Annotated in this window: 19 protein-coding genes; 2 read left to right on the top strand and 17 right to left on the bottom strand. The window is 73.9% G+C overall.

All coding sequences use genetic code 11. The annotated features are described in order from the left end of the window. Window positions 1–23 precede the first annotated feature (23 nt). Window positions 24–827 carry a peptidylprolyl isomerase gene (locus LQ327_RS30860; RefSeq protein WP_230740068.1) on the top strand — a complete coding sequence of 268 codons (804 nt, stop codon included), beginning with the start codon at window positions 24–26 and terminating at the stop codon, window positions 825–827. Window positions 828–896: 69 nt separating this feature from the next. Here the strand turns inward: LQ327_RS30860 and LQ327_RS30855 are convergent, their stop codons facing one another. The 9 genes from LQ327_RS30855 to LQ327_RS30815 all read right to left on the bottom strand — a co-directional run bounded on the left by LQ327_RS30855 (window position 897) and on the right by LQ327_RS30815 (window position 15,282). Next, window positions 897–2,429, bottom strand: coding sequence for a glutamate synthase subunit beta (locus LQ327_RS30855; protein ID WP_230740066.1), 1,533 nt, complete (start codon window positions 2,427–2,429; stop codon window positions 897–899). Then, window positions 2,422–7,050 carry a glutamate synthase large subunit gene (gltB, locus tag LQ327_RS30850; RefSeq protein WP_230740064.1) on the bottom strand — a complete coding sequence of 1,543 codons (4,629 nt, stop codon included), beginning with the start codon at window positions 7,048–7,050 and terminating at the stop codon, window positions 2,422–2,424. The genes LQ327_RS30855 and gltB overlap by 8 nt, the downstream gene beginning before the upstream one ends. Before the next feature lie 325 nt (window positions 7,051–7,375). After that, window positions 7,376–8,467, bottom strand: coding sequence for a prolipoprotein diacylglyceryl transferase (gene lgt / locus LQ327_RS30845; protein ID WP_230740231.1), 1,092 nt, complete (start codon window positions 8,465–8,467; stop codon window positions 7,376–7,378). A gap of 460 nt (window positions 8,468–8,927) precedes the next feature. Further along, window positions 8,928–9,740, bottom strand: coding sequence for a tryptophan synthase subunit alpha (gene trpA / locus LQ327_RS30840; RefSeq protein ID WP_230740062.1), 813 nt, complete (start codon window positions 9,738–9,740; stop codon window positions 8,928–8,930). Next, window positions 9,737–11,047 (bottom strand): tryptophan synthase subunit beta, encoded by a 1,311-nt coding sequence (trpB, locus tag LQ327_RS30835; protein WP_230740059.1) that lies wholly within the window; start codon window positions 11,045–11,047, stop codon window positions 9,737–9,739. The genes trpA and trpB overlap by 4 nt, the downstream gene beginning before the upstream one ends. A gap of 29 nt (window positions 11,048–11,076) precedes the next feature. Further along, window positions 11,077–11,886 carry an indole-3-glycerol phosphate synthase TrpC gene (gene trpC, locus LQ327_RS30830; RefSeq protein WP_230740058.1) on the bottom strand — a complete coding sequence of 270 codons (810 nt, stop codon included), beginning with the start codon at window positions 11,884–11,886 and terminating at the stop codon, window positions 11,077–11,079. A 93-nt stretch (window positions 11,887–11,979) separates the two neighbouring features. Then, entirely contained in the window at window positions 11,980–12,684 is a 705-nt protein-coding gene (locus LQ327_RS30825) for a Trp biosynthesis-associated membrane protein (RefSeq protein ID WP_230740057.1), read from the bottom strand. Beyond that, entirely contained in the window at window positions 12,681–14,282 is a 1,602-nt protein-coding gene (locus LQ327_RS30820; protein WP_230740229.1) for an anthranilate synthase component I, read from the bottom strand. The genes LQ327_RS30825 and LQ327_RS30820 overlap by 4 nt, the downstream gene beginning before the upstream one ends. A gap of 52 nt (window positions 14,283–14,334) precedes the next feature. Beyond that, entirely contained in the window at window positions 14,335–15,282 is a 948-nt protein-coding gene (locus tag LQ327_RS30815; protein ID WP_230740056.1) for a DMT family transporter, read from the bottom strand. Window positions 15,283–15,356: 74 nt separating this feature from the next. Between LQ327_RS30815 and LQ327_RS30810 the strand changes: the two genes are divergently transcribed. Continuing rightward, the gene (locus LQ327_RS30810; protein WP_230740055.1) at window positions 15,357–16,304 is read left to right on the top strand and encodes a LysR family transcriptional regulator; all 948 of its coding nucleotides are present in this window, start codon (window positions 15,357–15,359) and stop codon (window positions 16,302–16,304) included. A gap of 40 nt (window positions 16,305–16,344) precedes the next feature. Here LQ327_RS30810 and LQ327_RS30805 read toward each other — a convergent pair whose 3' ends face one another. From LQ327_RS30805 to hisH, 8 genes are all read right to left on the bottom strand, one after another. After that, window positions 16,345–16,551: a DUF4177 domain-containing protein gene (locus LQ327_RS30805; protein ID WP_230740054.1), complete on the bottom strand. Its 207-nt coding sequence runs from the start codon at window positions 16,549–16,551 to the stop codon at window positions 16,345–16,347. Window positions 16,552–16,576: 25 nt separating this feature from the next. Continuing rightward, window positions 16,577–16,942, bottom strand: coding sequence for a phosphoribosyl-AMP cyclohydrolase (hisI, locus tag LQ327_RS30800; RefSeq protein ID WP_230740053.1), 366 nt, complete (start codon window positions 16,940–16,942; stop codon window positions 16,577–16,579). After that, entirely contained in the window at window positions 16,939–17,712 is a 774-nt protein-coding gene (hisF, locus tag LQ327_RS30795; protein WP_230740051.1) for an imidazole glycerol phosphate synthase subunit HisF, read from the bottom strand. Before hisF ends, hisI begins: the two co-directional genes overlap by 4 nt. Window positions 17,713–17,758: 46 nt before the next feature. Further along, window positions 17,759–18,490 (bottom strand): bifunctional 1-(5-phosphoribosyl)-5-((5-phosphoribosylamino)methylideneamino)imidazole-4-carboxamide isomerase/phosphoribosylanthranilate isomerase PriA, encoded by a 732-nt coding sequence (priA, locus tag LQ327_RS30790; protein ID WP_230740050.1) that lies wholly within the window; start codon window positions 18,488–18,490, stop codon window positions 17,759–17,761. A gap of 90 nt (window positions 18,491–18,580) precedes the next feature. Beyond that, window positions 18,581–19,861 carry an RNA polymerase sigma factor gene (locus tag LQ327_RS30785; RefSeq protein WP_230740049.1) on the bottom strand — a complete coding sequence of 427 codons (1,281 nt, stop codon included), beginning with the start codon at window positions 19,859–19,861 and terminating at the stop codon, window positions 18,581–18,583. Further along, window positions 19,854–20,291, bottom strand: a complete 438-nt coding sequence (locus LQ327_RS30780; protein ID WP_230740048.1) for a YciI family protein — start codon at window positions 20,289–20,291, stop codon at window positions 19,854–19,856. The genes LQ327_RS30785 and LQ327_RS30780 overlap by 8 nt, the downstream gene beginning before the upstream one ends. A gap of 11 nt (window positions 20,292–20,302) precedes the next feature. Beyond that, entirely contained in the window at window positions 20,303–20,755 is a 453-nt protein-coding gene (locus LQ327_RS30775) for a YciI family protein (RefSeq protein WP_230740047.1), read from the bottom strand. A gap of 99 nt (window positions 20,756–20,854) precedes the next feature. Next, window positions 20,855–21,493 carry an imidazole glycerol phosphate synthase subunit HisH gene (hisH, locus tag LQ327_RS30770; RefSeq protein ID WP_230740046.1) on the bottom strand — a complete coding sequence of 213 codons (639 nt, stop codon included), beginning with the start codon at window positions 21,491–21,493 and terminating at the stop codon, window positions 20,855–20,857. Window positions 21,494–21,504 lie beyond the last annotated feature (11 nt).

The following is a 21,504-nucleotide window of genomic DNA, read 5'->3' as shown; positions in this document are numbered from 1 at the left end:
ACCTGACTTCCTAGGATGCCGCCGTGCCGACGAACGAGCAGCGCCGGAAGGCCGCCAAGCGCAAGCTGGAGCGACAGATCGAGCGCCGCGCGGAGCGGTCCCGCCGCCGTCGGCAGCGCCTGACGATCGGAGCCGTCGTCGCGGTCGTGGTGGTGGTCGTGGCCGCCGTCGGGATCTACCTCTACACCCGCCCGTCGTCCTCGGAGGCCGCTCCTGCCGCACCCGCGACGGCAGCCGGGGCGTGCCAGTACACGCCCGACGGTCAGGCCTCCCGCCCGGTCCAGGCGCCGGACGCGAACCCGGCCCGGACGGGCACGGTCGGGCTCACTCTGCAGACCTCGCAGGGCGCGATCCCGATGACGTTGAACCGCGCCGAGGCCCCGTGCGCGGTGAACGCGGTGACCTCGCTCGCCCAGCAGGGCTTCTACGACAACACCCCGTGCCCGCGCCTGGTCACCGGCCAGGGCCTCCAGGTGCTGCAGTGCGGTGACCCGACCGGCAGCGGGTCCGGCGGCCCCGGCTACCGCTACGCCGAGGAGCCGCCGACCAACCTCGCGCCGTCGCCGCTGGGCCAGGGCGCCTCGAACTACACCCGCGGTCTGGTCGCGATGGCGAAGTCGTCCGACCCCGACACCACGGGCAGCCAGTTCTTCCTCGTCTACGGCGACTCGGCGCTGCCGCCGCAGTACACGGTGGTCGGCCAGATCGCCCCGGCGGGGCTCGCGGTGCTCGACAGGATCGCGGCCGGCGGCGACGACAACTCGAACCAGGCCGGCGGCGGGAAGCCGAACATCCCCGTGCAGATCACGAAGGCCCAGCTGCAGTAGGTGCCTGACGGCCCGTGAGCAGAAATTGACGCCCTGACGTCAATTTCTGCTCACGAGCGCGAAGCGCACCTATGCCGCCAGCGGCAGCGCCCCCGGATGCACCGGCGACGGCAGGTCGGTGCGGCCGTCCGACGAGAGGTAGGTGTCGACGGCGGCCGCCGCGGACCGGCCCTCGGCGATCGCCCAGACGATCAGCGACGCCCCGCGGTGGGCGTCGCCGCACACGAATACCCCGGGAGCGTCGGTCTGCCAGTCCGAACCGCAGCCGATCGTGCCCTTCCTCGTCCGCTCGATCCCCAGCCCGGGTATCAGCGCCATGTCGTCCGGCCCGGTGAAGCCGATCGAGAAGAGCACCAGGTCGGCGGGCATCTGGTGGACCTCCTCCGAGGTCGGGACGACCTCGCGGGACCCGTCCGCGCCGCGGCGCACCTCCACCGTCGCGAGCTCCACCGCGCGCACGTGACCGCGCTCGTCGCCGACGAAGCGCCGCACCGCCGTCGCGAACATCCGTTCGCCACCCTCCTCGAGGGCCGGCGGGGTGCGGAGGACGTAGGGCCAGGTCGGCCACGGTGAGGTCGTCGGGTCCCGGACGACGGGTGGCGCGGCGTACTGGTCGAGCTGGTGCACCCCGATCGCGCCCTGGCGGGTCGCGGTGCCGTAGCAGTCCGCGCCGGTGTCCCCGCCGCCGATCACGACGACGTTCTTGCCGCGCGCGTGGATCGGGGACGGCCCGTCGCCCTCGCACTCCCGGTTCGCGGGCGTCAGGTAGTCCATCGCGAGGTGGATGCCCTCGAGGTCGCGCCCCTCCAGCGAGGGGTCGTCCCGCCCGGCCAGCGCGCCGACGGCGAGCACCACCGCGTCGTACTCGGCCCGCAGCCGCTCGACGGGCAGCGCGGTGCCGTCCGCCTCGTCGGCATCGTCGCCGCCGACCTCGCAGTTCACGACGAAGCGGGTGCCCTCCGCGCGCATCTGTTCCAGGCGCCGGTCGAGCTCCCACTTCTCGAACTTGAACTCCGGGATGCCGTAGCGCATCAGCCCGCCGAGGCGGTCGTCGCGCTCGAAGACCGTGACGTCGTGGCCGGCCCGGGTCAGCTGCTGGGCGGCCGCGAGCCCGGCCGGCCCGGACCCGACCACCGCCACCCGCCGTCCCGACGACTCCGCGGCCGGCTGCGCCGACACGTGCCCCTCGCGCCACGCGACCTCGGCGATCGACCACTCGACCCGCTTGATCGCCACCGAGCCGGGCTGGCTGGTGATCGAGAGGACGCAGGCCTCCTGGCACGGTGCCGGGCAGAGCGCGCCGGTGAACTCCGGGAAGTTGTTGGTGGCGTGCAACCGCTCGGCCGCTCGGCCCCACTCGCCGAGCCGGACGAGGTCGTTCCACTCCGGGATCAGGTTGCCGAGCGGGCAGCCCGCCGAGCCGGAGTGGCAGAACGGGATGCCGCAGTCCATGCAGCGGGCCGCCTGCTCGCGGGTGCCCGCCTCGACGTCGGGATCGGTGACGGAGGCGTACACCTCGTGCCAGTCGGTGCGACGGACCTCGATCGGCCGCGTGGGGTTGTCCTCGCGCGCGTACGCGAGGAACCCGCGGGGGTCAGCCACCAGCCACCTCCATGATCACCTCGTTGGGGTCGCGGCCCTCGGCCTGCGCGCGCTGCGTCGCGTCGAGGACCCGCTGGTAGTCGGTCGGCATGACCTTGGTGAAGTGCCCGACCTCGGTGTCCCAGTCGTCGAGAAGGCGCGCCGCCTTGGGCGACCCGGTCAGCTCGAGGTGGCGCTCGACGACGCCCCGGAGCCACTCGGCGTCGTCGCCGGTCACCGCGAGCAGGTCGACCATCTCCTGGTTGACCCGCACCCCGGGCAGGTCGTGCACGAACGCGATCCCGCCGGACATCCCGGCGCCGAGGTTGCGCCCGGTGCGGCCGAGCACGACGACCCGCCCGCCGGTCATGTACTCGCAGGCGTGGTCCCCGACGCCCTCGACGACGGCGAGCGCCCCCGAGTTCCGGACGCAGAACCGCTCTCCCACCTGGCCGCGCAGGAACACCTCGCCGCCGGTGGCGCCGTAGGCGATGACGTTGCCGGCGATGGTGTGGTCCTCGTCGGGGATCGGGGCGAGCGGAGCGACGGGGGATGACACGGCCCGACCGCCGGTGAACGGCGCATCGTCCGGCGGACGCACGATCACCCGGCCCCCGGAGAGGCCCTTGGCGACGTAGTCGTTGGCGTCGCCGACCAGGTCGAGCGTGACCCCGGGCGGCAGGAACGCGCCCAGCGACTGCCCCGCGGAGCCGGTGAGCTCGACGTGGACGGTGTCGTCGGCGAGGCCGTCCCGCCCGAAGCGCCGGGTCACCTCGGCGCCGAGCAGCGTCCCGACGGTGCGGTTGACGTTGCGGACCGGGGTCTCGATCCGCACCGGCATGGCGTCGTCGAGAGCGCCCTCGGCGAGCTGGATCAGCGTGCGGTCCAGGGCCTTGTCGAGGCCGTGGTCCTGGGCCTTCGTACATCGCCGGTCGGTCGAGGCGCCCTCGGGCCCCTTCGGCACCGTGAACAGCGGGGCGAGGTCGACGCCCTGGGCCTTCCAGTTGTCGACCGCCTCGCCGGTGTCGATCAGCTCCGAGCGCCCGATGGCCTCCTCGACGCTGCGGAACCCGAGCTTCGCGAGGTACTCGCGGACCTCCTCGGCCACGAACCGGAAGAAGTTCTCGACGAACTCCGGGCGGCCGGTGTAGCGCCGGCGCAGCTCCGGGTTCTGGGTCGCGACGCCGACCGGGCAGGTGTCGAGGTGGCAGACCCGCATCATGACGCAGCCGTTGACGACCAGCGGCGCCGTCGAGAACCCGTACTCCTCGGCGCCCAGCAGCATCCCGACGATCACGTCGCGGCCGGTCTTCATGCCGCCGTCGACCTGGACCGAGATACGGTCGCGCAGGCCGTTGAGGATCAGCGTCTGCTGGGTGTCGGCGAGCCCGACCTCCCACGGCGCCCCGGCGTGCTTCAACGACGTGAGCGGCGCGGCGCCCGTCCCGCCGTCCCACCCGGAGATGAGCACGACGTCGGCGTGGGCCTTGCTGACCCCCGCAGCCACTGTCCCGACCCCGACCGAGCTGACCAGCTTGACGTGGATCCGCGCCCGGTCGTTGGCGTTCTTGAGGTCGTGGATGAGCTGCTTGAGGTCCTCGATGGAGTAGATGTCGTGGTGCGGCGGCGGCGAGATCAGCCCGACGCCGGGCGTCGAGTGCCGGACCTCGGCGATCCAGGGGTACACCTTCTGGCCCGCGAGCTGGCCGCCCTCCCCCGGCTTGGCGCCCTGGGCCATCTTGATCTGCAGGTCGTCGGCGTTCACCAGGTACTCGCTGGTCACGCCGAAGCGCCCGGACGCGACCTGCTTGATCGACGAGCGCTTCGACGGGTCGTGCAGCCGGACCGGGTCCTCGCCGCCCTCGCCGGTGTTCGAGCGCCCGCCGATGTTGTTCATGGCGATCGCGAGGTCGGTGTGCGCCTCGGCGGAGATCGAGCCGTAGCTCATCGCCCCGGTCGCGAACCGCTTGACGATCTCGGTGGCCGGCTCGACCTCGTCGATGTCGACCGGGGGCCGGTCGTCGTAGCGCAGCCGGAAGAGCCCACGCAGCTGGCCGCCCTCGGCGGCGATGCGGTCGCACTCGGCGGTGTAGCGGCGGAAGACGTCGCGCTGTCCGGTCCGCGTCGAGTGCTGCAGCAGGAACACCGTCTCGGGGGTGAACAGGTGCTGCTCGCCCTCGCGGCGGTAGGCGTACTCCCCGCCGACGTCGAGGCGGCGGTGCGCCCGCTCGGTGGGGTTGTCGGGGTAGGCGGTCCGGTGCCGCATCCCCGCCTCGCGGGCGACGACGTCGAGGCCGCCACCGCCGAGCTTCGACGACGTCCCCGAGAAGTACTCGTCGATGAACTCCTGCGAGAGCCCGACCGCCTCGAAGACCTGCGCGGCGGTGTACCCGGAGACCGTGGAGATGCCCATCTTGGACATCACCTTCAGCACGCCCTTCACGCACGCCTTCACGTAGTGCGCGATCGCGGTGCCGGTCTCGAGCCCCTCGAGCTGGCCGGAGGCGATCATGTCCTCGATCGACTCGAACGCCAGGTACGGGTTGATCGCCGCCGCCCCGAAGGACAGCAGCAGCGCCATATGGTGGACCTCGCGGGCGTCCCCGGACTCCGCAACGAGGGCGACCTGGGTGCGCTCCCGCGTTCCGACGAGGTGGTGGTGCACCGCCGAGACCAGCAGCAGCGCCGGGATCGGGGCGCGGCGGTGGTCGGAGTCGCGGTCGGAGAGCACGAGGATCCGCTTGCCGTCCGCGATCGCCTCGCTGGCCTCGCGGCACACCCGGTCCAGGGCCGACGCCAGGGCGTCCTCGCCGCCGTCGACCTCGTAGAGCCCGGAGATCACCGTCGCCGCGAAGCCGGGCATGTCGCCGTCGTCGTTGATGTGGATGAGCTTCGCGAGCTCGTCGTTGTCGATCACCGGGTAGGGCAGCACGACCTGCCGGCACGACGCCGGGCCGGGATGGAACAGGTTCTGCTCGGCGCCGATCGGGCGCGCCAGGCAGGTGACGAGCTCCTCGCGGATCGCGTCCAGCGGCGGGTTCGTGACCTGCGCGAACAGCTGGACGAAGTAGTCGTAGAGCAGCCGCGGGCGCCGGGAGAGCGCCGCCGTAGGGGTGTCGGTGCCCATGCTGCCCAGCGGCTCGGCTCCCGTCCGGGCCATCGGCGCGAGCAGGACCCGCAGCTCCTCCTCGGTGTAGCCGAAGGTCTGCTGGCGGCGCATCACCGACTCGTGGGTGTGCACCACGTGCTCGCGTGCCTTGAGCTGGTCGAGGCGCACCAGTCCGGCGTGCAGCCACTCGCCGTACGGTTCGGCGGCGGCGAGCTCGGACTTGAACGCCTGGTCGTCGAGGACCCCGGCACCGGTCCGCGGGTCGACGAGGAACATCCGGCCCGGCTGCAGCCGGCCCTTCGCGACGACGTCGGCCGGGTCGACCTCCAGCACGCCGGACTCGCTGGCCAGCACCACGCGGTCGTCGGCGAGCTGCCACCAGCGCGCCGGCCGCAGCCCGTTGCGGTCGAGGGTGGCGCCCAGCAGCGTCCCGTCGGTGAACACCACCGCCGCCGGGCCGTCCCACGGCTCCATGAGGCTGGAGTGGAACTGGTAGAACGCCCGCTGGTCGGCCGGCATCTCGGCGTGGTTCTCCCACGCCTCCGGCATCATCATCATCACCGCGTGCGGCAGCGACCGGCCGCCGAGCGAGAGCAGCTCGAGGACCTCGTCGAAGCTCGCGGAGTCCGAGACCTCGTCCGGGCAGACGGGCATCGCCCGCTGCAGGTCGCCCGGGAAGAGGTCGGTGCCGAGCAGCGCCTCACGCGCCCGCATCCGGTTCCGGTTGCCGCGCACGGTGTTGATCTCCCCGTTGTGCGCCATGGCCCGGTACGGGTGCGCCAGCGGCCAGCTCGGGAAGGTGTTGGTCGAGAACCGACTGTGCACGATCGCGATCGCGCTGGTCAGGCGCCCGTCGCGCAGGTCCGGGAAGAACAGCGGCAGCTGGTCGGTGGTCAGCATCCCCTTGTAGGTCACGGTCCGGCTCGACAGCGAGGCAATGTAGAGCCCGCAGCCCTGCTCGACCGACTCCCGCTCGACGCGCTTGCGCACGAGGTAGGCGATGCGGTCGAGCTCGATGCCGGCGAGGGTCCGCTCCGGGTGCGCGACGAGGACCTGCGCGAACCGGGGCATCACCGAGCGCGCGACCGACCCGACATCGGCGCCCTCGGGGTCGGTCGGCAGGTCGCGCCAGCACAGGACCTCGAGGCCCTCCTCGGCGGTGATCCGCTCCAGCAGCGAGACGGCCTTGTCGTACCCGTCGTCGTCGGCCGGGAGGAAGACCACGCCGCACGCGTAGGTGTGCTGCGGCCCGCCGCCGTCCTCGCTCGGGCGCGGTGGCGGCAGCGCGGCGTCGACGGTCGCCCGCAGCAGCTCGTCGGGGAGCTGCACGAGGATGCCGGCGCCGTCACCGCTGGTCGGCTCGCTGCCGGCGGCCCCGCGGTGGTCCAGGTTGTGCAGCACCTGCAGGGCGTCGGCGACGATGCCGTGGCTGCGACGGCCCGTGGTGTCGACGACCGCGCCGACCCCGCAGGCGTCGTGCTCGTACGCGGGGTCGTACAGGCCCTGGGGGCCCGGGGTGGTGGAGAACAGCACGGTGGGCGCCTCCTCGTGGGAACACGGACGGAGCTCGTCGATGCCGTCATCGGGGCGAGCTCGACCGCGTCATGTCGTCGCGAGCCGGTGGTGGAGACGGAGCAGATCCGTCCGCCGGCCGGCGGACAGGGTCTGAGACGGGAATGACCGGGGACGACGGTGGCCCTGGGATGCGCCGGGAGGTGGGTCGGACGGTGACCCGGGACGGCCCGGCGATGCTGGCGGCGGGACTCCGACGTCCCGCGCTGCCGATCGAGTCTAGCCCGCGCCGGGCACGGACGGCCCGTGCTCGGACCGTGACGAGTGCCCGCGCGGCGGGGTCGTCCTAGGAGGAGCCGCGAGTGGCCGAGGGCGGCTCGACCGGGGCGTCCTCCTCCTGGGTCGGGTCGGCGGGTGCGGCGTCGACGCCCGAGGGATCGGCGGCGCCGTGATGCGTGTCGCGGTCCGGTGCGGCGACCTGCTCGCGGTTCTCCCGGGCACGGGTCGCGTCGTCGGTCTCGTCCTGGGCGTCCACGCCCCCCGACGTACCCGACGCCCCGGCCGACGAATCGGGTTCCGGGCCGGGCATGGAGCCCGACAGGTCCTCCCGCGGACCCCGGACGACCAGGAAGTACACCAGCGCCGCCACGAAGACGACGCCCGCGACGACGACGTTGATCCGCACGTCCCCGAACACCCGGGTCGCGGGGTCGCTGCGCATCATCTCGATGACGAAGCGCCCGGCGGTGTAGCCCGCGACGTAGAGCGCGAACGCGCGCCCGCGGGCCAGCTGCATCTTCCGGTCGACCACGACCACGAGGATCGCGACGAGGATGTTCCACACGATCTCGTAGAGGAACGTGGGCTGGACGATCTCGACCGGGACGCGGTCCAGCGCGACGCCGCCGAGGTTGTCGGGCGCGCCGGTGACGGGGTCGACGCGGCGGTAGATCTCCAGGCCCCACGGGAGGCTCGTCGGGTCCCCGTAGAGCTCCTGGTTGAACCAGTTGCCGAGCCGGCCCACGGCCTGCGCGAGCACGATCCCGGGCGCCGCGGCGTCGGCGAACGCGGACAGCGGGACGCCGCGGCGGCGGCAGGCGATCCAGGCGCCGACCGCGCCCAGCGCGATCGCCCCCCAGATCCCGAGCCCGCCGTTCCAGACGTAGAGCGCCGCGATCGGGTCCCCGCCCGGGCCGAAGTAGGTCCGCCAGTCGGTCGCGAGGTGGTAGAGCCGCCCGCCGAGGAGGCCGAAGGGCACCGCCCAGACCGCGACGTCGACGACGAAGCCCGGCGCCCCGCCCCGAGCCACGAACCGCCGGTCGGTCAGCCAGACCGCGAGGACGATGCCCGCGATGATGCAGAGCGCATAGGCCCGCAGCGGGATCGGCCCGACGTGCCACACGCCCTGCGGTGGGCTGGGAATGGTCGCCGGGAGCATCGCTGCGAGCACGGCCCCACGCTATCGGGCACCACCGACACTCATGGTGAGCCGGGGTCGCGCGGGTCGTGTCGGCCTCGGTGCCTCCCTCCCGCTCCCCCGGTCAGCAGTGGCACATTCCGGTCACTGGGCGAGCGAACGGCGCCACTCACTCACCTCGGGCGGGGCACGGCGGTGGCCGGCGAGGGAAGTGTGGTGGTGCGACCGAGTCACGGTGACTCGGTTGCGACGTCGGATTTCGGGGTGCGGGTCGGGTGGCCGCAGTCGGCGCGAGCGCGGATGGGTGCACCTCTGGTGTGCTGCTGATCAAGCCGAGGGGTGGGCGAGGCGCGACGAGGGGCACTGGTGGCAGCTCGGCCGGCCTGCGCGCATGACTGGTGTGCTGCTGATCAAGCCGCGAGGGACCCGCCCCGCCGCCGAGCCGCGAGGGACCCGCCCCGCCGCCGAGTCCTGAACCGGCTCAGCGACCGGTGTGGTTCCCCCGCACACCCGCCGCGAGCTCGCTGGTCAGCCGTGCGACCGCCGCCCGCCCGTGCTCCGCCGCCGAGACCAGCGCCGACCCGACGATCACCCCGTCGGCGAACGACGCCACCTCGCTCGCCTGGCCGCCCGAGCGCACCCCGAGCCCCACCCCGAGCGGCAGGTCGGTGTGACGCCGGGTGCGCTCGACCAGCGCCTTCGCGGTGTCCGAGACGGCGTCCCGGGCGCCCGTGACCCCCATGGTCGACGCGGTGTAGAGGAAGCCCCGGCTCGCGGCGGCGGTGTCGGCGATCCGCTGCTCGGTCGACGACGGCGCCACGAGGAAGATCGGCGCGATGCCGGTCGCGGTGGTCGCGGCCAGCCAGCCGTTCTCCTCGTCCGGGACCAGGTCGGGGGTGATGACGCCGAGGCCGCCCGCCGAGGCGAGATCCCGGGCGAACGCCTCCGGGCCGTAGCGCAGGACGGGGTTCCAGTAGGTCATGACGACGGCGCGCCCGCCGCGGGCGGCGAGGGTCTCGACGACGGTGAGGGTGTCGCGCACCCGCACTCCCCCGCGCAGCGCGGTGTCGACCGCGTGCTGGATCACCGGGCCGTCGAGCACCGGGTCGGAGTACGGCAGCCCGACCTCGACGAGGTCCGCCCCGGCCTCGAGGGCCTGGGTCAGCAGCCCGGTCGAGCCGCGCACCGTCGGGTAGCCGGCGGGCAGGTAGGCGATGAGCGCGGCGCGGTCCTCGGCCTTCGCCGTCGTGAAGACCTCGTCGAGCACGGTGAGGCCCGTCTTCGCGGTGGTCACAGCTCGCGCTCCCCGGTCGCCTCGGGCTGGTCCTGCGCCGGCGGGTCGGTCGGCAGGGCCTCGGCGTCGACCACGTCGAACCAGCGGGCCGCGGTGTCGACGTCCTTGTCGCCGCGCCCGGAGAGGTTGACCAGGATCGTCGCGTCCGGGCCGAGCTCGCGGCCCAGCCGCACGGCACCGGCCACCGCGTGTGCCGACTCGATCGCCGGGATGATCCCCTCGGTGCGGCACAGCAGCCGGAACGCGTCCATCGCCTCGGTGTCGGTGACCGGGACGTACTCGGCGCGCCCGATGTCGTGCAGGAACGAGTGCTCCGGGCCGACGCCGGGGTAGTCGAGGCCCGCCGAGATCGAGTGCGACTCGATCGTCTGGCCGTCCTCGTCCTGCAGCAGGTAGGTCAGCGCCCCGTGCAGTGCGCCGGGGGTGCCGCCGCCGATCGAGGCGGCGTGCCGCCCGGTGTCGACGCCGTCGCCCGCGGCCTCGCAGCCGACCAGCCGCACCGCGCTGTCGTCCAGGAACGGGTGGAAGATCCCGATCGCGTTGGAGCCGCCGCCGACGCAGGCCACGACCGCGTCGGGCAGCCGGTCGTACCGCTCGAGGACCTGCGCACGCGCCTCGAGGCCGATCACGCGGTGGAAGTCACGGACCATCATCGGGAACGGGTGGGGCCCGGCCGCGGTGCCGAGCACGTAGTGGGTGTGCCCGACCGTGGCCACCCAGTCGCGGTAGGCCTCGTTGAGGGCGTCCTTCAACGTCCGGGACCCGGTGGTCACGGGGACGACCTCGGCGCCGAGCAGCCGCATCCGTGCGACGTTGAGTGCCTGGCGTTCGGTGTCGACCTCGCCCATGTAGACCATGCAGTCCAGCCCGAGCAGGGCCGCGGCGGTGGCGGTGGCAACGCCGTGCTGGCCGGCGCCGGTCTCGGCGATCACCCGCGTCTTGCCCATGCGCTGGGTCAGCAGCGCCTGGCCGAGCACATTGTTGATCTTGTGCGAGCCGGTGTGGTTGAGGTCTTCGCGCTTGAGCAGGATGCGGGCGCCGCCGGCGTGCTCGGAGAGCCGCCGCGCGTCGGTGACCGGGCTGGGTCGGCCGGCGTAGTCGCGCTGCAGCCGGTCGAGCTCGGCGAGGAACTCCGGGTCGTGGCGGGCCTTGTCGTACTCCGCGGCCACCTCGTCGACCGCGGCGATGAGCGCCTCGGGCATGAACCGTCCGCCGTAGCGGCCGAAGTGGCCGGTCGCGTCGGGGTCGTGGCCGTGCTCGGACAGACCGTCGCTCGCGGTGGGCAGTCCGCCGGGTGCGGTGGCCATGCTCGAATCCTTCTCGGGTGCCGTGGGGCTCAGCGTGCGGGCTTCGGGCACGCGGGGTGCGACCCGGCCGTGACCAGCTGGCGGACCGCGGCCCGGGGGTCCTCGGCGGTCGCCATGGACTCGCCGACGAGCACCGCGTCGGCGCCGAGTCCCGCGTAGGTCATCAGGTCTCCGGGGCCGCGCACGCCGGACTCGGCGACGCGGATGACCTCGCCGGGCAGGCCGGGCGCGAGGCGGCTGAACACGTCGCGGTCGACCTCCATGGTGGTGAGGTCGCGGGCGTTGATCCCGACGAGCTTGGCCCCGGCGCGGAGGGCCATGTCGGCCTCCTCCTCGTCGTGGATCTCGACGAGGGCGGTCATCCCGAGCGAGTGCACGCGGTCGACCAGGGCGTCCAGCGCGTTCTGCTCGAGCACCGAGCACATCAGCAGCACCAGGTCCGCGCCGTGGGCCCGGGCCTCGTGCACCTGGTAGGTGCCGACCACGAAGTCCTTGCGCAGGACGGGGATGTCCACCGCCGCGCGGACCTCGTCGAGGTCGGTCAGCGACCCCTCGAAGGACTGCTGGTCGGTCAGCACGCTGATGATCCGGGCGCCGCCCTCGACGTACTGCCGGGCGAGCTTGGCCGGGTCGGGGATGTCGACCATGTGGCCCCGCGAGGGCGAGGCGCGCTTGACCTCGGCGATCACGCCGATGCCCTGCCCCTGCAGCGCGGCCAGCGCGTCCCTGGCGGGTGGCGCCGCGGCGGCGGCGGCCTTGACCTGGTCGAACGGGGCGGCGGCCTCGCGGACGGCGAGGTCGGCACGGACCCCCTCGAGGATCTTCTCCAGGACGCTCACGCGGCTGCTGCCCCCATCCCTCGGGCGATCTTCGGTGGTGCTCATCGACCCTCTGACCCCCGGCCCGATCCCGCCGGCCGAGTTCGCTCCATGTTAACCCCGGCCTCCTTCCGCGCCGTCCGGTGCCCTCCCCGCGGAAGGGCCCGCCGGACTCGTGTCGTCGTCGTGCCGCCCGGGCACGGACGGGTCGGCGGCGGGTGGTCCCGTCGTCGGGTCCTCCCCCGCGTCGAGCGCCTCCCAGAGGCCGCGCTCGTCGTCCTCCGGACGCGCGCGGGCGCGTCCGCCGGGTGCGTCGTAGCGCGCGCCGAGCCGCGGCATGACCGAGCCGCGGGCGGCCACCAGGGCGCCGACGGCCAGCAGCAGCAGCCCGCCCAGCGCCCCGAGCAGCGGCCAGACCGGCGTCACGGCGACGCCCACCGCGCGCCCCGCCTGACGGGCCGACGCGGGCAACAGCGCCGGGGCGGGGGCGGCGAGCCCGGACACCGCGCGCAACAGGGCCCACAGTCCGGCGACGCCCACGATGACCCCGACCACCCGCCTGCCCCAGCCCGAGGTGGCGAGCAGCCCGCCGATCGCCGCGAGCGCCAGCAGCGCCCAGGGCACCAGCACCGGCTCGGTGTCGGCTCCGTCGGCCGTGGCCACGACGGTGCCCCGCAGCGGCACCTCCCAGGTCGCGGTGAGCCAGGTGCCCCGCGAGGCGCCCCAGAGCGCGAGCGCGCCGAGCAGCAGCCCCACGACGGCGAGCCCGAGCAGCCGCGATCCGGGGCGGCGCGGCGACGGCGCGGCGGGCCCGGTCACGAGGCGTCGCCTCCCGGGTCGCGGGCCGGCTCCGGTGCCCCGAGGGTGCCCGCCGTCGCGACCGCCGCCAGGACCGCACGGGCCTTGTTGTTGGCCTCGGTGTCCTCCGCGACCGGGTCGGAGTCGGCCACGATCCCGCCACCGGCCTGCACGTGGGCGACGCCGTCGCGCAGCAGCCCGGTGCGGATCGCGATCGCGGTGTCGGCGTCGCCGGCGAAGTCGAGGTAGCCGACGATGCCGCCGTAGAGCCCGCGCCGGGTCGGCTCCAGCTCCTCGATGATCTCCATGGCCTTCGGCTTCGGGGCGCCGGACAGCGTGCCCGCGGGGAAGCAGGCGGCCACGGCGTCGAACGCCGTCCGGCCTTCGGCGAGGCGGCCGGACACCGTCGAGACCAGGTGCATGACGTGGCTGTAGCGCTCGATGTCGAAGAAGCGGTGCACCTTCACGGTCCCCGGCTCGCAGACCCGCCCGAGGTCGTTGCGCCCGAGGTCGACGAGCATGAGGTGCTCGGCGCGCTCCTTCTCGTCGGCCAGGAGGTCCTTCTCGAGGAAGACGTCCTCCTCCGCGTCGGCCCCGCGCCAGCGCGTCCCGGCGATCGGGTGCGTCGTCGCGACGCCGTCCCGCACGGTCACCAGGGCCTCGGGGCTGGACCCGACGATCTCGAACGGCCGCCCCTCGGCGTCGGAGAGGCGCAGCAGGTACATGTACGGGCTCGGGTTCGTGGCCCGCAGGACGCGGTAGACGTCGAGCGCGTCGGCGGACGTCTCGGCCTCGAAGCGCTGGCTGACCACGATCTGGAACGCGTCGCCCGCGCGGATCCGCTCCTTGGCGATCTCCACCGCCTCGAGGTAGCGATCGCGGTCGAACCGGCGGCGGACCTGCGGTGAGCGTCCGGCCAGCGGGTCGTACTGCGCGACGGTGGACGGTGCCGGCGCTCCCAGTTCGGCGGTCATCCGGTCGAGCCGGGCGAGCGCGTCGTCGTACGCCGCGTCGGCCCGCTCCGGGCTGTCGTCCCAGTTCACGGCGTTGGCGATGAGGGTGACGGTGCCCTCGTGGTGATCGAGGGCCGCGAGGTCGGTGGCCAGCAGCATGACCAGCTCGGGGATCTCGAGATCGTCCTCGGTGAGCTCCGGGAGACGCTCGAGGCGACGCACCGCGTCGTACCCCACGTACCCGACGAGGCCCCCGGTGAGCGGCGGCAGGCCGGGCAGCGGCTCGGTGCGCAGCCGCTCGAGGGTCTCGCGCAGCGCGACCAGCGGGTCCGACTCGTCGTCGTCCCCCGTCCCGGGCAGGCCGACCGGCGGCGTGCCCGTCCAGTGCGCCCGGCCGCCCCGCTCGGTGAGGGCGGCCGCGCTGCGCGCCCCGACGAACGAGAAGCGCGACCACGACTCGCCGTGCGCGGCGGACTCCAGCAGGAACGTCCCGCTGCGCCGCCCCGCGAGCTTGCGGTACACCCCGAGCGGCGTCTCGTCGTCGGCCAGCAGCCGACGCACGACCGGGATCACGCGGTGGTGCGCGGCGAGCTCGTGGAACCGCGCGCGGTCGGGCTCCACGGCTCCGAGGGAGATCTGCTGGTCGGTCACGGACACGCCGCCCATTGTGGACGCTCCCACCGACAGTCTCCCGCAGCGGCCTCGCCCACACCCCGCCTCAGGACGACGACGCGTCCGCCGGCGCGGGCTCGGCGCGGGTGCGCGCCGCGAACGCGACCGCCGCGATGACGACCGCGCAGCCGATCAGCTGCCAGACGGTCGGGAACTGGCCCAGCACGAGCATCCCGAGCAGCACGGCCCCGACGGGCTGGAGCAGCAGGATCGACGCACCGGTCGACGACGGGAGCTTCGCCATCCCGCCCGCGATGAGCACCCAGCCCATGCACTGCCCGATCAGCGCGAGCAGCGCGAGCCAGCCGATCGCGGTCCAGCCGGGTGTCAGGTCCACGCCCTCCCACAGGCTGCCGAGCACGAACGAGCTCACCGCCGCGGCCGCCGTCGCGAGGGTCACCGGCCCGGACCGCTGCCCCGGTGCCGATCCGAGCCGCAGGAAGAGCAGGTACCCGGCGTAGGCGAAGGCGGCGAGCAGTGCCAGCACGGTCCCCGTCACGGGGTCGGCCGCGCCACCGCCGCCCCCCGCGAGCCCGCTCGCGAGCGCGACCCCGCCGAGCATCACCGGCACGGCCAGCAGGAACGACAGGCGCACGCGCTCGCCGAGGACGAGGAACGCGAGCAGCGGCAGGATGACCACCTGGACGTTGACCAGCACCGTCGAGACCCCGGCCCCGACGGCGTGGATCGCCCCGGTCCACAGCGTCATGTCCAGGCCCAACAGCAGACCGCCGACGACGACGAGCCACGGACGTCCGGCCGGCATCTCGCCGGCGACCGGGCGCAGCCGCCGCCGCTCGAGCAGCGCCATCGGCACGAGCACCGGCAGCGCGAGCAGGCAGCGGAACACGGTGGCGGTCCCCGGCGACGCGCCGGAGAGGGCGATGAGGATCGGGGAGAGGGCGATACACAGGCTGCCGGCCACCGCGAGCAGGCGGGGGTCGACCTGGCGACGGACGGCGGTGGAGGTGCGGGGGGAGGCGGACGTCGTCACGTCGTCCAGCGTGGGGTCGACGATCGTTCAGGACCAGCGAGTTCTTCTCGCCGGGAACGGTTAGATTCTCTGATGTGTTCGGGATCGCGCGCCTGCAGGCGCTGCACGCCGTCGCCACCCACCGCACCGTCGGGAAGGCGGCCGCGTCCCTGCACCTGACGCCGTCGGCCGTGTCCCAGCAGCTCGCCTCGCTCGAGCGGGAGGCCGGGGCGGCGCTCACCGAACCGGCCGGGCGCGGCATCCGGCTCACCCCGGCCGGGATCGTCCTCGCCGAGCACGCCACGGCCGTGCTCGACCGCCTCGCCACGGCGCGGCGCGACCTCGACCGGCTCGACGACGACGTCGTCGGGCCGGTGCGCATCGGGGCGATCCCGACGACGGTGCACGCGCTCGCCCCCGCGGCGCTGGCCCGGCTGCGCCAGGCGCACCCCGACCTCGTCGTCCTGCTCGACGACGGCGAGGCCGAGGAGACGCTGCCCGCGCTGGTCGCCGGAGACCTGGAGCTCGCCGTCGTCGAGAACTGGGAGGGCCTGCCCGCCCCGGCGCCGGCGCGGACCAGCCGGACCCAGCTCTGCGAGGACGTGCTGGACCTCGCGCTCCCCCGCGAGCATCCGCTCGCCGCGTCGGGGACGGTGGCGCTGGCCGATCTCGCCGACGCCGACCTGACCTGGGTCGCCGACACCCGCAGCACCCGCGCCCACGACTGGCTCATCGACCGCCTGCGCCGCGAGGGCGTCGAGCCCCGGGTGACCTGCCGGGTCTGCGGGTTCGCGATCCACCTCGAGCTGGTCGGGGGCGCGGGGCTCGCGGCGATGGTGCCGCGGCTCGCGCGGCCGGCGATCCCGCACGGCGTGCGGATGGTGGAGACGACGCCGGTGCTCTCCCGCACCGTCGACGCGGTGTGGCGCAGTGACCGCGAGACCCCGGCGGTCCGGGCGGCCGTACGGGCGTTCCGGGCCACCGCGGACGCCCGGAATCCACCGCGGAATCCGTCGATGTCCGGCTGGGCTCCGGCCTCGTGACCCGCCGGAACTCGAGGGTCCCGAACTGGGCTGAGCCGCGTCAGCCGCGGGGTCGCTCGAAGGTGACGAGCACGCCCTCCACGCCGCCGGGACCGATGCGGCCCTTCACCTCGACCCCGGTGATGGTCTTGAGCTGCCAGCCCTGATCCGCGTGCTCGTTGAGCACCTTCTCGAGCTTGTTGCCCGACATCTTCCCGCCCATCAGGCCCTCGCGGAGCTCGACGACCTTGTACTCGTACGACGTCATGCCTCTCCTCCTCGGTACCGGGCCCTCACCGGGCGACGTCGGCGCCGAGCAGCACGTCGGCGTCGAAACAGGTGCGGTCCCCGGTGTGGCAGGCCGCCCCCTGCTGGTCGACCAGGACCAGGAGGGTGTCGCCGTCGCAGTCCAGCCGGACCTCGTGGACGGCCTGGGTGTGGCCGCTGGTGGCGCCCTTGATCCACAGCTCCTGCCGCGAGCGCGACCAGTAGGTGGCCTCGCGGGTCGTGAGCGTGCGGGCCAGGGCCTCGTCGGACATCCACGCGACCATGAGGACCTCGCGGGTGTCGTACTGCTGCACCACCGCGCACACCAGCCCGTCGGGCGTGCGCTTGAGCCGGGCGGCGAGCTCCGGGTCGAGTACGGGAACCGTCGTCATCGGACCTCCACCCCCGACTCGCGCAGCGCGTCCTTCACCTCGCCGATCCGCATGATCCCGAAGTGGAACACGCTCGCGGCGAGCACCGCGTCGGCGCCCGCCTCGACGGCCGGGGCGAAGTGCTCGACGGCCCCCGCCCCGCCGCTCGCGATCACGGGCACGTCGACGAGCGCCCGCACCCGGCGCAGCATCTCCAGGTCGAACCCGTTCTTGGTGCCGTCGGCGTCCATCGAGTTCAGCAGGATCTCCCCGACGCCCAGCTCGGCGCCCTGCTGGGCCCACTCGAGTGCGTCGATCCCGGTGCCGCGCCGGCCGCCGTGGGTCGTGACCTCGAACCCGGACGGGGTCGGCTGCCCGTCGGCGGGCACCCGTCGTGCGTCCACCGAGAGCACGATGCACTGCGACCCGAAGCGGCGGCTGGCCTCGGAGAGGAACTCCGGGCGGGCGATCGCCGCGGTGTTGATCCCGACCTTGTCGGCGCCGGCGCGCAGCAGCTTGTTGATGTCGTCGTTGGTCCGGACCCCGCCGCCGACGGTCAGCGGGATGAAGACCTGCTCGGCGGTGCGGCGGACGACGTCGTAGGTGGTCTCGCGCTCCCCCGAGGAGGCGCTGACGTCGAGGAACGTGAGCTCGTCCGCGCCCTCGGCGTCGTAGAGCCGCGCCATCTCGACCGGGTCGCCCGCATCGCGCAGATCGACGAAGTTGACGCCCTTGACCACCCGCCCGGCGTCGACGTCCAGGCAGGGGATCACGCGGACGGCCACACCCATGGGGCCCAGCCTAGGTGAACGATCTCGGTCGTCCCCACGACGGACATCACTCACATGCGCGCAGCGCCTCGGGCAGGGTGAACGCGCCCGCGTAGAGCGCCTTGCCGATGATCGCACCCTCGACGCCGGCCGGGGCGAGCGCCGCAAGCGCCCGCACGTCGTCCAGCGTCGCGACGCCGCCACTCGCGACGACCGGCGCGTCCGTCCGCTCGCACACCGCCGACAGCAGGTCGGTGTTCGGGCCGGTCAGCGTGCCGTCGCGGCCCACGTCGGTGACGACGTAGCGCGCGCAGCCCTCCTCGTCGAGCCGCGCGAGGACCTCCCAGAGATCGCCGCCGTCGGAGACCCACCCGCGCGCCGCGAGCCGGTGCTCGCCGTCGCGGATCTTCACGTCGAGGCCGACGGCCACGCGGTCGCCGAACTCGGCGATCGCCTTGGCGCACCAGTCGGGGTCCTCGAGCGCGGCGGTGCCGATGTTGACCCGCGCGCACCCGGTGTCGAGGGCGCGGCGCAGCGAGTCGTCGTCGCGGATGCCGCCGGAGAGCTCGACCTTGATCGGCACGCTCTCGACCAGCGACGCCAGCAGCGCCGCGTTCGACCCCCGCCGGAACGCCGCGTCGAGGTCGACGAGGTGGATCCACTCGGCGCCGTCGTCGACCCAGGCGCGGGCCGCCTCGAGCGGGTCGCCGTAGCCGGTCTCGGTGCCCGCCTCGCCCTGCACGAGGCGGACGGCCTGGCCGTCGACGACATCGACGGCGGGGAGAAGATCGAAGCTCACGGGCAACCACCCTAAGGGCACGTCAGGACGGCGCCGTTCTGACGTCTCGTGTCAGCAACGGACCATCGCTGACGTGGGGGTGGGGCGGTTTCACCCCCGCCCCAGCGCCGTCTCCCGCAGGTCGTCCAGCCGGCGGCGCAGCAGCGCCCGCTCGGCATCGTTGGACGCCATCTCGGCCGCCCGCTCCAGCTCGGCCGCCGCCTCCTCGCGCCGCCCGAGCTGGGTGAGCAGGTCCGCGCGGACCGCCGGCAGCAGGTGGTAGCGGGCGAGGGCCGGCTCGTCGCGCAGCGCGTCCACCACCTCCAGCGCGGCTTCCGGGCCGTCCGCCTTCCCGACGACGACCGCCCGGTTCAGCTCCACGACCGGCGACGGCGTCACGACGGCGAGCTCGGCGTAGAGCGCCGCCATCGCCGCCCAGTCGGTGGCCTCCACCGAGCCGGCCCGGGCGTGACAGGCCGCGATCCCGGCCTGCAGCGTGTACGGGTCCCGACGACGGGTGCCCGTCGCGGCTTCCGCCCGCGCGAGCCCGTCGAGCCCGCGCCGGACGAGCAGGTGGTCCCAGCGGCCGCGGTCCTGGTCGGCGAGCAGCACCGGCTCGCCGTCGGGACCCACCCGCGCCCGCAGCCGCGAGGCCTGCAGCTCCATGAGCGCGAGGAGCCCGTGGACCTCGGGACGCTCGGGCATCAGCGCCGCCAACCGCCGTCCCAAGCGCATCGCCTCGTCGCACAGGTCGGCGCGGACCCAGTCGGCGCCCGTCGTCGCCGCGTAGCCCTCGTTGTAGATCAGGTAGACGACCTCGAGCACCGCGCCGATCCGGCCCTCGAGCTCTTCGCCCACCGGAATCTCGAGATCCACGCCCGCCGCCGAGAGCCGCTTCTTCGCCCGGGAGATCCGCTGGCCGACGGTCGTCGAGCCCACGAGCAGCGCCCGCGCGATCTCGTCGGTGGTGAGACCGCCGAACAGCCGCAGCGTCAGGGCCACCCGCGACTCCCGGGCCACCAGCGGGTGGCACGTCGCGAACAGCAGCGCGAGGACGTCGTCGCCGACCGCGCGGACCGGGTCGGCGACCACCTCGGCGGCGTCGGGCGCGGTTCGTCGCGACTCCTCATGGCCGACCTGTTCGGCCTTGCGGGAGAAGTTCTGCTCCCGCCGGATCAGGTCGATCGCCCGGCGCCGTGCCGTGGCGGCGAGCCAGGCGCCCGGGTTCTCCGGGACACCCTGGGAGGGCCACTGCTCGAGCGCGGCGACGAGGGCGTCGTGCGCGAGCTCCTCGGCGCGGCCGACGTCGCGCACCACGCGCGCGACGCCGGCCACGATGCGCGCGGACTCCGCGCGCCACACCGCGTCGAGGACGGCGTAGGCGTCAGCCACCGTGCTGCTGCTCGGCCCGCTCGCGCAGCTCCTTCTCCTGTTCCAGGACGCTCTCCGGCGCGATCCCCTCGAAGTCCTCGGCCTCGGTGACCCGCCGGACCTCGATCCGCTCGCCGGCGCGGAACGGTGCCTTGCGCGCCCAGGAGACCGCCTCGTCGAGCGAGTCGACCTTGAGGATCCAGAATCCGCCGATCAGCTCCCGCGCCTCCGTGAACGGGCCGTCGCTGACCGTGGTGCCGTCGCCGCCCGAGTCGGGGAAGGTGACGACGGCGCCCTGCGAGCTCGGCGCGAGGCCCTCCCCCGCGAGCAGGACCCCGGCGTCCACCATGGCGGTGTTGAACCGGCCCATCTCCTCGAAGATCGCCGGGTCCGGCGGCGTGGCCATCGCGACGGCCTCGTCGTACTTCAGGACCAGCATGTAGCGCGCCATCAACATCCCCCTCAGGAACCGGACTGCTCGTACTGGGCTGCGCGCTCGGCGACCCGGGACCGCAGCGCGGCCTCGGCGTCGAGCACCTCGGGCGGCGCGATGCCCTCGAGGTCGTTCATGTCGTGGATGCGTCGCACCTCGAGGCGCACGCCCGGCCCGATCGGGCAGCGCCGCGCCCACTGCTCGGCCTCGCCGCGGGTGGCCACGTCGAGGATCCAGAATCCGGCAACGAGCTCCCGGGCCTCGGCGAACGGCCCGTCGGTCACGGTCGGGCTCTCGCCGTCGTTTGTCAGCTCGAACCCTTCCGCGGAGGGGCCCAGGCCCTCGGCGGCGAGCAGCACCCCGGCTTCGACGAGGGCGGTGTTGTAGCGGTTCATCGCCTCGAACACCTCGGCCGGCGGCGGGCCGTCGACCTCGCCGACGCTCATCGTCTCCGGAGCCTGCATGATCATCATGTAGCGCATCGGGTCCTCCCGGGCCCTCGGTGGTCGGGTCTCTCCCCGGCCGTCACCAGGGCGTCGAACGGGGTCCGGGGTCTTCGACAGCCGCGGCGGAAGAAAGTTCTACAGGCTCTCGAGCCAGTTCACGAGGAGCCGCCGCCCGGCCTCCCCGGACTTCTCCGGGTGGAACTGCGTGGCCGCGAGCGCACCGTCCTCGACCGCCGCGACGAAGTCCTCGCCGTGGTGGGCCCAGGTGACCTTCGCCGGGAGGAACGGCTCCTGCGGCTCCACCTCCCAGCGCCGCGCGGCGAAGGAGTGCACGAAGTAGAAGCGCTCGTCGGCGGGCATGCCGGCGAAGAGCACCGAGTCGGCCGGGGCGCGCACGGTGTTCCAGCCCATGTGCGGGAGGACGTCGGCCTGCAGCTTCTCGACGGTGCCCGGCCACTGGCCCGCGCCCGTGGCCTCCTCGCCGAACTCGACGCCGCGCTCGAACAGCACCTGCATCCCGACGCAGATGCCCAGCACCGGGCGTCCGCCCGCGAGCCGCTGCTCGAGGATCCGTTCACCGCCCACCGCGCGCAGGCCCGCCGCGCACGCCGCGAACGCCCCGACGCCGGGAACGACGAGGCCGTCCGCCTCCTGGGCCGCCCGGGCGTCGGCGGTGACCTCGACCTTCGCTCCGGCGCGCTCGAGGGCGCGCTCGGCGGAGCGCAGGTTGCCCGAGCCGTAGTCGAGCACGACGACGGATGGAGTTCCCGGCATACCGCTCACGC

It is taken from the genome of Actinomycetospora endophytica (genome assembly GCF_021026375.1).
Taxonomy (GTDB): domain Bacteria; phylum Actinomycetota; class Actinomycetes; order Mycobacteriales; family Pseudonocardiaceae; genus Actinomycetospora; species Actinomycetospora endophytica.
Note: the sequence above shows the minus strand (reverse complement) of the source record. Positions and strands in the feature narration are given on the sequence as shown.